The organism is Citrobacter sp. Ct235 (assembly GCF_030332305.1).
GTDB lineage: Bacteria > Pseudomonadota > Gammaproteobacteria > Enterobacterales > Enterobacteriaceae > Citrobacter_A > Citrobacter_A telavivensis.
Genome location: NZ_JAOWIC010000039.1, coordinates 387,320 through 400,613 on the forward strand (window position 1 = coordinate 387,320; position 13,294 = coordinate 400,613).

General features: G+C 56.0%; 9 protein-coding genes. 3 read left to right on the plus strand and 6 right to left on the minus strand.

What is annotated here, in order from left to right; genetic code table 11:
* The first annotated feature begins 446 nt into the window (after positions 1-446).
* From gltB to OGY35_RS06305, 3 genes are all read left to right on the plus strand, one after another.
* On the plus strand, positions 447-4,907 hold the full coding sequence (gltB, locus tag OGY35_RS06295) for a glutamate synthase large subunit (protein ID WP_286631709.1): 4,461 nt from the start codon (positions 447-449) through the stop codon (positions 4,905-4,907).
* Between the two features lie 12 nt (positions 4,908-4,919).
* The gene (gltD, locus tag OGY35_RS06300; protein ID WP_286631710.1) at positions 4,920-6,338 is read left to right on the plus strand and encodes a glutamate synthase subunit GltD; all 1,419 of its coding nucleotides are present in this window, start codon (positions 4,920-4,922) and stop codon (positions 6,336-6,338) included.
* A 213-nt stretch (positions 6,339-6,551) separates the two neighbouring features.
* Complete coding sequence (locus tag OGY35_RS06305) at positions 6,552-7,649, plus strand: PDDEXK nuclease domain-containing protein (RefSeq protein ID WP_286631769.1); 1,098 nt, start codon at positions 6,552-6,554, stop codon at positions 7,647-7,649.
* A gap of 55 nt (positions 7,650-7,704) precedes the next feature.
* Here the strand turns inward: OGY35_RS06305 and nanQ are convergent, their stop codons facing one another.
* The 6 genes from nanQ to nanR all read right to left on the minus strand — a co-directional run bounded on the left by nanQ (position 7,705) and on the right by nanR (position 13,204).
* Positions 7,705-8,172, minus strand: coding sequence for an N-acetylneuraminate anomerase (nanQ, locus tag OGY35_RS06310; protein WP_286631712.1), 468 nt, complete (start codon positions 8,170-8,172; stop codon positions 7,705-7,707).
* A complete protein-coding gene (nanK, locus tag OGY35_RS06315) occupies positions 8,169-9,044 on the minus strand; it encodes an N-acetylmannosamine kinase (protein WP_286631714.1) in 876 nt (291 codons plus the stop codon). The genes nanQ and nanK overlap by 4 nt, the downstream gene beginning before the upstream one ends.
* On the minus strand, positions 9,041-9,730 hold the full coding sequence (locus tag OGY35_RS06320) for an N-acetylmannosamine-6-phosphate 2-epimerase (protein WP_152406175.1): 690 nt from the start codon (positions 9,728-9,730) through the stop codon (positions 9,041-9,043). The genes nanK and OGY35_RS06320 overlap by 4 nt, the downstream gene beginning before the upstream one ends.
* A 47-nt stretch (positions 9,731-9,777) precedes the next feature.
* Entirely contained in the window at positions 9,778-11,268 is a 1,491-nt protein-coding gene (locus OGY35_RS06325; RefSeq protein WP_286631715.1) for an MFS transporter, read from the minus strand.
* A gap of 117 nt (positions 11,269-11,385) precedes the next feature.
* The gene (gene nanA / locus OGY35_RS06330; protein ID WP_286631716.1) at positions 11,386-12,279 is read right to left on the minus strand and encodes an N-acetylneuraminate lyase; all 894 of its coding nucleotides are present in this window, start codon (positions 12,277-12,279) and stop codon (positions 11,386-11,388) included.
* 133 nt (positions 12,280-12,412) lie between these two features.
* Positions 12,413-13,204 (minus strand): transcriptional regulator NanR, encoded by a 792-nt coding sequence (nanR, locus tag OGY35_RS06335; protein WP_286631770.1) that lies wholly within the window; start codon positions 13,202-13,204, stop codon positions 12,413-12,415.
* Positions 13,205-13,294 lie beyond the last annotated feature (90 nt).

The following is a 13,294-nucleotide window of genomic DNA, read 5'->3' on the forward strand; positions in this document are numbered from 1 at the left end:
GAAACACTGCATATAACGGTGAATAAAGCGGAGACATGAGCTAACAGGCGGTTATGACAGTGAGACAGATCACACTCCCCGCCTCGTTTCCAGTACGTTAATTCAATGTCAAAATGATATTATTCTTAATACTTTCATCAAGATATATGCTCTATAGCACATTATTAGAGAAATAAGATTGCCATTTGACCTGTGTGTGGATTCCCGATAACGTGGAAATCCGCTGGAAGCTTTCTGGATGAGCGGTGTGCTCATCATATTTATGCAGTAATTGAGATTCCCTCTGACAGCAAGTCCTCAAACTTGTTTGACCTAAGCGAAAAGGATAAAGAGGGCGAATGCGAGGTAAGCGTATGACACGCAAACCCCGTCGCCATGCTCTTGGTGTGCCCGTGCGCAAACGGTATCGGAAGGGGGTCCCGCAGAGCCTGGGGAGGTTCACTGATATGTTGTACGATAAATCCCTTGAGAAGGATAACTGTGGTTTCGGCCTGATCGCCCACATAGAAGGCGAACCTAGCCACAAGGTAGTGCGTACCGCCATACACGCACTGGCCCGAATGCAGCACCGTGGCGCAATCCTCGCCGATGGTAAAACGGGCGATGGTTGTGGTCTGCTGCTGCAAAAACCTGACCGCTTTTTCCGCATCGTTGCCGAAGAGCGCGGCTGGCGTTTAGCCAAAAACTACGCGGTCGGTATGATCTTCCTGAACAAAGATCCTGAACTGGCCGCTGCATCTCGCCGTATTGTCGAAGAAGAGCTTCAGCAGGAAACCCTGTCGATTGTTGGCTGGCGCGATGTGCCGACCAACGAAGGTGTACTGGGTGAAATCGCCCTCTCCTCCCTGCCGCGTATTGAACAAATTTTTGTGAATGCCCCTGCGGGCTGGCGTCCGCGTGATATGGAACGTCGTCTGTTCATCGCCCGTCGCCGTATTGAAAAACGACTGCAGGAAGACAAAGACTTCTACGTCTGTAGCCTGTCAAACCTGGTCAACATCTATAAAGGTCTGTGTATGCCGGCGGATCTGCCGCGCTTCTACCTGGACCTCGCGGACCTGCGTCTGGAATCGGCCATCTGTCTGTTCCACCAGCGCTTTTCCACCAACACCGTGCCGCGCTGGCCGCTGGCGCAGCCGTTCCGCTACCTGGCGCACAACGGTGAGATCAACACCATTACCGGTAACCGCCAGTGGGCCCGCGCCCGTACCTATAAATTCCAGACCCCGCTGATCCCGGATCTGCACGACGCCGCGCCGTTCGTTAACGAAACCGGCTCCGATTCCAGTTCCATGGATAACATGCTGGAACTGTTGCTGGCGGGGGGGATGGATATCATCCGTGCCATGCGCCTGCTGGTGCCGCCGGCCTGGCAAAACAACCCGGATATGGATCCGGATCTGCGCGCCTTCTTTGACTTTAACTCCATGCACATGGAGCCGTGGGACGGTCCGGCGGGTATCGTCATGTCCGACGGGCGTTTCGCCGCCTGCAACCTCGACCGTAACGGTCTGCGTCCGGCGCGTTATGTCATCACCAAAGACAAGCTGATCACCTGCGCGTCTGAAGTCGGGATCTGGGACTACCAGCCTGACGAAGTGGTCGAAAAAGGTCGCGTCGGCCCGGGCGAACTGATGGTTATCGACACCCGTGGCGGCTGCATTCTGCATTCGGCCGAAACTGACGACGACCTGAAAAGCCGCCATCCGTATAAAGAATGGATGGAGAAGAACGTCCGTCGCCTGGTGCCGTTTGAAGATCTGGCTGACGATCGGGTGGGCCAGCGTGAACTGGACGACGACACGCTCGCCAGCTACCAGAAACAGTTTAACTACAGCGCCGAAGAGCTGGATTCCGTACTCCGCGTGCTGGGTGAAAACGGTCAGGAAGCGGTCGGCTCAATGGGTGACGATACCCCGTTTGCCGTACTTTCCAGCCAACCGCGCATTATTTACGACTACTTCCGCCAGCAGTTTGCTCAGGTGACTAACCCACCTATCGATCCGCTGCGTGAAGCACACGTCATGTCGCTGGCGACCAGCATCGGTCGCGAGATGAACGTCTTTTGCGAAGCGGAAGGACAGGCGCACCGTCTGAGCTTTAAGTCGCCGATCCTGCTGTACTCCGATTTCCAACAGCTCACCACGATGAAAGAAGAGCACTATCGCGCTGACCGGCTGGATATCACCTTCGATGTAACGCAAACCACGCTGGAAGAAACGGTCAAAGCGCTGTGCGATACCGCCGAGCAGATGGTTCGCAGCGGCACCGTTCTGCTGGTGCTGACGGATCGTAATATCGGCAAAAATCGTCTGCCGGTACCGGCTCCAATGGCGGTCGGCGCGGTACAGACGCGGCTGGTAGAACAGAGCCTGCGCTGCGATGCCAACATCATCGTCGAAACCGCCAGCGCCCGTGACCCACATCACTTCGCCGTGCTGCTGGGCTTTGGCGCAACGGCCATTTATCCGTACCTCGCGTACGAGACGCTGGGCCGTCTGATAGACACCCAGGCGATCGCCAAAAACTATCGTACCGTGATGCTGAACTACCGTAACGGCATCAATAAAGGGCTGTACAAGATCATGTCCAAAATGGGCATTTCGACCATCGCCTCCTACCGCTGCTCCAAACTGTTTGAAGCGGTGGGTCTGCATGATGATGTCGTTGCGCTGTGCTTCCAGGGCGTGGTCAGCCGTATCGGCGGCGCGGGTTTTGCTGACTTCCAGCAGGATCTGCTGAACCTGTCTAAGCGAGCCTGGCTGGCGCGTAAACCGATTACGCAGGGCGGCCTGCTGAAGTATGTGCACGGCGGCGAATACCACGCCTACAACCCGGATGTCGTACGTACTCTGCAACAGGCAGTTCAGAGCGGTGAATACAGCGACTATCAGGAATACGCAAAACTGGTCAACGAACGTCCCGCGACGACGCTACGCGATCTGCTGGCGATTAAGCCCGGCGACGAGGCGGTCAGCATTGAGGCGGTCGAACCGGCAAGTGACCTGTTCAAACGTTTTGATACTGCGGCAATGTCGATTGGCGCACTGAGCCCGGAAGCACATGAAGCGCTGGCCGAAGCGATGAACAGCATCGGCGGTAATTCTAACTCTGGTGAAGGTGGCGAAGATCCGGCGCGCTACGGCACCAATAAAGTGTCGCGCATCAAACAGGTGGCTTCCGGTCGTTTCGGCGTCACGCCGGCGTACCTGGTTAACGCCGACGTCATTCAAATTAAAGTCGCTCAGGGCGCGAAGCCCGGCGAAGGCGGTCAGTTACCGGGTGACAAAGTGACCCCGTACATCGCTAAACTGCGCTACTCGGTGCCGGGCGTGACGCTGATCTCCCCGCCGCCGCACCACGATATCTACTCTATCGAGGATTTAGCACAGCTGATTTTCGACCTGAAGCAGGTTAACCCGAAAGCGATGATCTCCGTGAAGCTGGTTTCTGAACCGGGTGTCGGCACCATCGCCACCGGCGTAGCGAAAGCCTATGCGGATCTCATCACCATCGCCGGTTATGACGGCGGCACCGGTGCAAGCCCGCTCTCTTCGGTGAAATATGCGGGCTGTCCGTGGGAACTTGGACTGGTGGAAACCCAGCAGGCGCTGGTCGCTAACGGCTTGCGTCACAAGATCCGTTTGCAGGTCGACGGCGGTCTGAAAACCGGCGTGGATATCATTAAAGCGGCGATTCTCGGCGCAGAGAGCTTCGGCTTCGGGACCGGTCCGATGGTGGCGCTGGGCTGTAAATACCTGCGTATTTGCCATCTGAACAACTGTGCAACCGGCGTAGCAACCCAGGACGATAAACTGCGTAAGAACCACTATCACGGTCTGCCATTTAAAGTCACCAACTACTTTGAGTTCATCGCTCGCGAAACTCGCGAACTGATGGCGCAGCTTGGCGTGACGCGTCTGGTGGATCTGATTGGCCGTACCGACCTGCTGAAAGAACTGGACGGGTTTACCGCCAAACAGCAGAAGCTGGCGCTGTCCCGACTGCTGGAAACCGCAGAACCGCATCCCGGCAAAGCGCTGTACTGCACCGAAAACAACCCGCCGTTTGATAATGGCGTGCTGAACGCGCAGTTACTACAACAGGCGAAGCCGTATGTCGACGAACGCCAGAGCAAAACCTTCTGGTTCGATATTCGCAACACCGATCGGTCCGTTGGCGCATCGCTCTCGGGGTATATCGCTCAGACCCACGGCGATCAGGGACTGGCCTCTGACCCGATTAAAGCGTACTTCAGCGGCACGGCAGGCCAGAGCTTCGGCGTCTGGAACGCGGGCGGCGTGGAGCTGTATCTGACCGGCGATGCCAACGATTATGTCGGTAAAGGCATGGCGGGCGGCCTGCTGGCGGTACGTCCTCCGGTTGGTTCCGCTTTCCGCAGCCATGAGGCGAGCATCATCGGTAACACCTGCCTGTATGGTGCGACCGGTGGTCGTTTGTATGCCGCAGGGCGGGCAGGTGAACGTTTCGGGGTACGTAACTCCGGCGCGATCACCGTGGTGGAAGGGATTGGCGACAACGGTTGTGAATACATGACCGGCGGGATCGTCTGTATCCTCGGCAAAACCGGGGTGAACTTCGGCGCAGGCATGACGGGTGGGTTCGCCTACGTGCTGGACGAAGACGGCGAATTCCGTAAACGCGTGAACCCAGAACTGGTCGAAGTACTGGGCGTTGATGAACTGGCTATCCACGAAGAGCATTTGCGTGGCCTGATCACCGAACACGTGCAGCATACCGGTTCGCAGCGCGGAGAAGAGATTCTGGCCAACTGGTCAGCCTTCGCCAACAAATTCGCGCTGGTTAAACCGAAGTCCAGTGATGTGAAAGCACTGTTGGGTCACCGTAGTCGTAGCGCAGCAGAGCTGCGCGTGCAGGCGCAGTAAGGGGTAGCAACAATGAGTCAGAACGTATACCAGTTTATCGACCTGCAGCGTGTTGATCCGCCGAAGAAGCCGCTGAAGATCCGCAAAATCGAGTTTATTGAAATCTACGAACCGTTTTCAGAAGGTCAGGCAAAAGCGCAGGCAGACCGCTGTCTGTCCTGCGGCAACCCGTACTGTGAGTGGAAATGTCCGGTTCATAACTACATTCCAAACTGGCTGAAGCTCGCCAATGAAGGACGAATCTTTGAAGCAGCGGAACTGTCTCACCAGACCAATACGCTGCCCGAAGTGTGCGGACGCGTGTGCCCACAGGACAGACTCTGCGAAGGTTCCTGTACGCTGAACGATGAGTTTGGCGCCGTCACCATCGGCAACATCGAGCGTTATATCAATGATAAAGCGTTTGAAATGGGCTGGCGTCCGGATATGACCGGCGTTCGCCAGACCGACAAACGGGTGGCGATCATCGGCGCCGGCCCGGCTGGACTGGCCTGTGCCGACGTGTTAACCCGCAACGGTGTGAAAGCCGTGGTGTTTGACAGGCATCCGGAGATCGGCGGCCTGCTGACTTTTGGCATTCCGGCCTTCAAACTGGAAAAAGAGGTGATGACCCGCCGCCGTGAAATTTTCACCGGTATGGGGATCGAGTTCAAACTGAACGTGGAAGTGGGTCGTGATGTACAGCTCGACGACCTGCTGAAAGAGTACGATGCGGTATTCCTCGGCGTCGGCACCTATCAGTCCATGCGCGGCGGGCTGGAAAACGAAGATGCCGATGGCGTGTTCGATGCCCTGCCGTTCCTGATCGCCAACACCAAGCAGATCATGGGCTTTGGTGAAACCACCGACGAGCCGTACGTCAATATGGAAGGGAAACGCGTGGTGGTGCTGGGCGGCGGCGATACCGCCATGGACTGCGTGCGGACCTCCGTTCGTCAGGGCGCAACGCACGTCACCTGCGCCTATCGTCGTGATGAAGAGAACATGCCCGGCTCCCGCCGCGAAGTGAAGAACGCGCGCGAGGAAGGCGTTGAGTTCCAGTTCAACGTGCAGCCGCTGGGCGTGGAAGTAAACGCCAATGGTAAGGTCTGCGGCGTGAAAATGGCACATACCGAAATGGGTGCGCCGGATGCGAAAGGCCGCCGCCGTGCGGAGATCGTAGCGGGTTCCGAGCACATCGTGCCGGCAGATGCCGTGGTCATGGCGTTTGGTTTCCGTCCTCACAGCATGGAGTGGCTGGCGAAACACAGCGTCGAACTGGATTCTCAGGGTCGAATCATCGCCCCGGAAGGCAGCGACAACGCCTTCCAGACCAGCAACCCGAAAATCTTCGCCGGTGGTGACATTGTGCGCGGTTCGGATCTGGTGGTTACCGCCATTGCCGAAGGGCGCAAAGCGGCTGACGGGATCATGAACTGGCTGGAAGTGTAGTAAACCTTTCTGACTCCCCTGCCCCGAGAACTCGCTCAGGGATGGGGAGTCACCCTTGTTCTTCACAATATCCCACCTCCATTCTTCGAAAGCGGCTCGCAAATATCGCCGTAATTGGATGTAATGGGCTGAGAATAATTGACCGCATATCCCCTTAAGTATACTGATAGCGATATATTTTCAATTCGTAACTATCATGTCAGGGATAATATGATGGCAACAACATCAGCACAACACGCAGGCGATTATCAGCAAATCCACGACGGCATTATCCATCTGTTGGATACCGCCAGGACAGAGACCGTCCGCAACATCAACGCGATCATGACGGCGACGTACTGGGAAATTGGCAGGCGCATTGTCGAGTTTGAGCAGGGCGGAGAAGCACGGGCAGCTTATGGTACTCAACTGATTGAGCAACTGTCCGTTGATTTAACCCGGCGCTATAAACGAGGTTTCTCAACCGGAAACCTGCGTCAAATTAGAGCTTTTTATCTTTATTTTCAGCACATTGAAATTCACCAGACGGTGTCTGGTGAATCTATAAATCTCATACAACTCGCCAGGATATTCCCGTTGCCCTGGTCAGCCTATGTCCGGCTCCTGTCGGTTAAAAACGCAGATGCCCGCACCTTTTACGAGAAAGAGACATTACGCAACGGTTGGTCGGTACGACAACTCGATCGGCAAATCGCTTCTCAGTTTTATGAACGGACACTGCTGTCTCATGATAAACCCGCATTGCTGCAACAGGCCGCCCCCACCGTGCCCGACGTCTTACCAGAACACGCAATACGCGATCCCTTTATTCTCGAATTCCTCGAACTGAAGGATGTGTATTCGGAATCCGATCTGGAAGAAGCACTGATAAATCATCTGATGGAGTTTATGCTTGAGCTCGGTGACGATTTCGCTTTTGTCAGCCGCCAGCGCCGATTACGCATTGACGATAGCTGGTTTCGCGTCGACCTGCTTTTCTTCCATCGCCGCTTGCGCTGTCTGTTAGTCGTTGACCTGAAAGTGGGAAAATTCAGCTATGCCGACGCAGGACAAATGAACATGTACCTGAACTACGCTAAAGAGCACTGGACAATGCCTGGGGAAAATCCGCCAGTCGGGTTAATCCTGTGTGCGGGAAAAGGGGCTGGAGAAGCACACTACGCGCTGAACGGTTTACCGAATACTGTGATGGCAAGCGAGTATAAAGTGCAACTACCTGACGAAAAATTACTGGCAGATGAACTCATCCGTTCGCAAATAGCACTGACAGCGCAGAAAATTGAATCCTCAGAAACGCCTTTGACGGAATGATGAACGGGCGGAATATAAAAACGTAAGGCCGGATGGTAAAAACCATCCGGCCTTTTCATGCGGCTAACAGGCTGGCGCGCACCTTCACGACGACTTTCTTAATCTCTTTCGGTTCACCAACACAGCATCCTGGCTTGTGTGGTTCTCCTGGCATAAACACCGCGAACATACCCGGCTGTAGGGAAATGGTCTGGCAATCAGCAATCTCACGGCAAAGCTGATAGTCCTCTTCTACATGCACCTCTTCACACAGGCGCGCGGAATCAACCACGCCGAACTGAATACGCTCCTCCCCGGTCAGTAATAGCTGGATATCGATATACTGCTCGTGCCGCTCTGCCTTTTTCTCTGTGGACGATTGCGTGGCAAACTGCATCACATTCATAAAGATATCGTCCCCGCGTAGCTCAACGCGACCAGGGACTTGCTCTTGTGGTCTGGCGGTCAACGCCAGCGTCAGCGCCTCTTCCAGCACGGGATGCAGACCCGCTGCGGACAACGAACAAACTTCACCCAATATCATCCTTTTTCTCCCTGTGCTAACAATGCCGCGCCCAGCAGTCCCGCGTCGTGGCGGTAGTGTGCTGCGCTTAATTCAACGTGATAAACCGGGGGCATCTGTTCGAGACAGGCGCGGACCTGCGCCAGATACCCTTGCGCCAGTCCAACGCTGCCGCCGACAACCACTCGCTGGCAATCGGTGATCGCTTTCGTATCGGCTATCAGCCGCGCCAGCACCTGTGCGGAGTATGCGACCAGACGACTGGCCTGTTCATCACCCTCTGCCGCACGGGAAAAAATGGTTTTCGCATCACATCCGGCGAGCGCCCCTTGTGCCGCTGCGGCAATCCCGCGCCCCGACGCGATCGCCTCGACGCACCCCACCCGCCCGCAGCCGCACATCGGCCCATTAGGATCCGCGAGGGTATGTCCCAGGTGTCCGGCCAGGCCGCCAGTGCCGGTAACTAAACGACCGCCGCTGATCACCCCCCCGCCCACACCGGTTGAAACGGTGATAAACACCATATCGCGCGTATCATCGGCCATGGCGTGATACTCCGCCCATGCGGCGGCCTGTGCATCGTTGACCGCCAGCGTTGGTAAACGGGTGAGGGCTTCTAACGTCTGCACCAGCGGAAAGTGAAGCAATCCGCCCAGGTTCCCCGGGTTAATCGCCAGCAGATTCCCTTCACGAATAATCCCCGTCGAAGCAATTGCCACCCGATGCGCCTGTGCCTGCAACGGTTGCACCAGCGTTTTCAGCGCGTCGCACAGTGCCTGCGACGTTTTACTGGCAGGCGTAGGCAGCTCGCGACGTTCGCGAATCTGCAAATCATCCTCCACCAGCGCGGCGGCAAGTTTAGTGCCGCCAATATCAATTGCCAGTGTCGTCATAGCACCGCCTTTTTCAGCGCCGTGTTATACCACTCGCAGATGTGCTCCAGCCGGGTAATTGCCGATCCGACCGTCACCGCCCAGGCACCGTGTCGCATCGCTTCACCAGCCTGCGCCGGGGTGTTGTAACGGCCTTCGGCAATCACCCGACAACCGGCTTCGCTCAGCGCTTTCACCAGCGCCAGATCCGGCTCTGCAGGCGTTTCTGCCGTGGTGTAACCCGAAAGCGTGGTGCCAATAATTTCTGCACCGAGCGCCTGACAGGCCAGACCGTCCTTCAGCGAGGAGCAATCGGTCATTGCCAGCAACTGGTGATGATGAATACGGGTCAGCAGCGCTGCGACCGGCACCGGACGCACACGGTCAGTCCCGTCAATCGCAATAATGTCCGCACCGGCCTGCGCCAGCGCATCGACATCCTCCAGAAACGCGGTAATGCGCACCGGAGAATCCGCAAGATCGCGCTTGAGAATGCCAATTATCGGTACGGAAACGACGGCACGCGTCGCCTTCAGATTCTCAACACCTTCAATACGCAACGCGACGGCACCCGCCTGCTCTGCCGCCAGCGCCATCGCCGCCACAATCTCAGGTTTATCCAGCGGGCTGCCGGGAACCGGCTGGCAGGAGACAATCAGACCACCCTGCGCGGCAATGTTTTTATCCAGTTGTGCAAGTAACGACATACCTCTTCCCTTACGAATGCTGCCCGGTACAGGACCGGGCAAGTGGGTTAACTTTTGCTTTTGACTAAAGGGCTTTTATCACCGCCGAACGGGATGGCACCGCTAAACGGTTTACCGTCGATAGCGTCATGGGTACGCAGCGCCTCAGGTCGCAGCCAGCGCTGGACGCGGGACGGCATATCCAGACCAATCAGCAGGATCACCACAAAGGTCAGGCTGAAAGAGAGCGAGCCCAATGCGGTCCCCAGATCCAGGCGCTGGGCAATCAGCGCCCCCAGAATCGGTGCCAATGCCCCGCCGAGCGCCCCGACGTTATAGGTGAAGCCCAGACCGGCCGCACGCTGATCGGTATCGAAATAGCCGCCAATCAATTTCGGCAAGATCCCGGAGATCCCTTGCCCCAGCATCTGCTGGAAAAACAGCAGAAAGCCGAGCACCCAGACGTTAGTACCGCCTATCGCAAACACCGGAATGATCAGCACCTGTGAGGCCAGCAAGCTGCACACATAAGCTTTGCGGGTCCCCAGCCAGTCACCGAGGAAGCCACCCACGCAGCAACCGACCGCGGCGCCAAAGCCGCTAAAGAAGAGCACGCGCGCCACGGTGGAAGGATCGTACGCCAGTTCAGTTTTCAGATAGGTAGGCAGCAGCGCCTGAATCGGCCACGAGTAGAGGAAAGCAAACAAGACGACAACCATGAGCGTGACGCCCGTCGGCCAGCGCCTGCCGCTGCTTTGCACCATGAAGCTGATGAAGATCACCGCGCACAGCAAACCCAGTACCGCGACAATCGCCGCATTTTGCAGGTCGCCGGCAAAGCAGAACCACAGTGCCGCCGCCGCTGCTATTGTCATCAGAATGTTGACGACACGATGCTCACCCCGATAGAGAATATCAACCATCGTACGTACCGGCGCTTTACCTGCATGCTTCTCTTTCCAGTCCTCAGCTTCCGGTATGTTTTTCCGCAGCCAGAGGGCAAAAATAATCGGCAGGATGCCAATGAAGAACAGCGCACGCCATCCCCAGACCGGCACGACCAGGCTGTAGACCTGAGCCGCAATCACGGCGCCAACGGAGAAGCCCGAGATCAGAAAACCACTGGCCTTATTACGCAGATGCTTCGGCCAGCTTTCAATAACATAGGTTGCACTGGAGCCGTATTCGCCCGCCATCCCCATGCCAATCACCAGTCGGGCGATAAACATGGTGGTGTAACCCGGCGCAAAACCACAGGCCAGCGTCCCCATTGAAAACAGAATAATACTGGTGACCATTGCCAGACGGCGTCCATAGCGGTCGCCCATTGCGCCCAGCATTAACCCGCCAAACCAGCGGGAAATAAAAGCTGCCGAAATCAGACTCGCCGCCTGAACCGTCGTCAGCCCAAATTCTCCCTGTACTTCCGTCAGCACAAGGGCAATCAACACAAAATCAAAACCATCCAGCAAATATCCCAGCCATGCGGCGGAGAATGCCCGCCATTGTGCCCGGTTGAGATGGCGATACCACGGGATGCTTTGGGTAGAAGTACTCATTTTACTCTCCCGACGATTTTTTTATTGTATTGCCGGATGGCGGCTTCGCCTTATCCGGCCTACGTATCGTGTTGTGTTTTGTAGGCCGGATAAGCATCAGCGCCATCCGGCACCCCATCAGGAACGTTCCGCCATCAATTGTTCCGCCAGTGCTTTCAGTGCAGGCACGTATTTTTCCTCTACAGGGGCAAACGGCTTACGGCACAGTGGTACAGAAACCACGTCCATATAGTGCAGAACCGTTTTCAGCCCACGGAACACGCCGGCCTTAATGAGGAGATCGATAACCTTATTGCACTCTGTTTGCAGCTTTTGCGCCGTCCGGATGTCGCCTTCTTTGAGCGCTTTCACAATTCCCAGATATCGCCAGCCCATGATGTTGTAAGTGCTGCCGATACCACCGTCCGCTCCGGCCAGCAGGCCAGAAGCGAAAATTTCGTCATAACCGTTATAGAGCACCAGATCCGGATGCGCGCGGCGGATCTGTTCCATCTGAAACAGATCGCCCGACGTTTGTTTCAGTGCGCCAACGCCAGGCAATGTCACCAGCGTGTTGATCTGATCCAGCGTTAACTTCACGCCACTCAACGCCGGAATGTTATAGACCACCATCGGCAGGCCATCTGCTGAATCAATAATGGCCCGGTAATGATCGCAGTGTTCTTCAAAGCTGAACGGATAGTAGAACGGCGTTACCGCAGAGACCGCATCAAAGCCGTAACGGTGCGCTGCGCGAGCGAGTTGCTGGCTCTCGTGAGTGCTGACCGTTCCAACATGAGCGATAAGCGTCACCTTGCCCTTCGCCTCTTCCGCGACCACTTCCAGCACCTGCTCCCTTTCCGCACAGCTCTGCACAAAGGCTTCGCCGGTAGAGCCACCGACGTACAGCCCATCAATACCCTGAGCGATGTTAAAACGCACCAGTCGGCGCAGGCTCTCAATATCCAGTTTTTGTTGGTTATCGAAGGGGGTTAACAACGCTGGCATCACGCCTCGTAAATCTTTTGCCATAACGACCTCTGTCATGATTAGTGTTATCTAACTGCATACCTTTATACCTGTTATACCAGATCAAATAAGCAGCAGCACAATACAGAACGCTTATAGTGCGATCTGCTTCACTAAACGATCGTCAGGATCGCGATCACTTACGTGTTTTTGAATTTTTACCGAGCGCGTGCCAGGTGGCGGAAACGCTGTTGAGATGAGATTGCAAGGCGCGGTCGGCTTCATCCGGATCGTGCTGGCGAATGGCCTCTACGATGGCAATATGCTGCTGATAACTCACGTTATTGTGCTCGTAAAGCTCACGATCCGACACGGTCGGGCGAGCGGCGATCAGCCAGTCAAGCAGCGCAACGTGGATCGCCATAAAGATCGGATTGCCGGGGATCTCCGCCAGCACGCGATGAAAATCGACATCTGAACGGATGAACAGCGCGTTATCATCCAGCGACTGACTGTTGATCTCCAGTGCTTTTGTCAGCAGATCGATTTGTTCCTCTGTCGCATTCTCCGCGGCATAACGCACGAGGCTGGACTCAAAGAACAGACGCAATTGCTCAAAGTGGGCAATACCGCCAGGATGTGCGAGGAAATCTTTCGCCATTCCGGACAGTTCACCAATGATGGTGTCCGCCGAAGGACGTGAAACGCGGGCGCGTTCGCCGTTGTTGATTTGCACCAGACCTTTGCGCTTCAGCGCTGCCAACGCCTCACGTACAGAAGGACGACCGACGTTGAAAAAGGCCATCAGTTCCCGCTCGGACGGCAACTGTTCTCCCTCGCCGAATTCACGACGACGGATCATCTGCTCTAACTCTTCCTCGACCATTTCCGACAGCTTTTTACGCGCCAGCGGACGACGACGAAGGTTACGCCCAATGGTAGCGGGAGAATCTTCTGCTTGCGAATCGAATGCGTTCATAAGACCTATTTGCGAGTCACGGTGACAAACAACAGCAGGCTCATCGTAACACAGGATCGGAAGGAGGGCGAAACCGTGGTCGGCGCGATCAAAAACAGG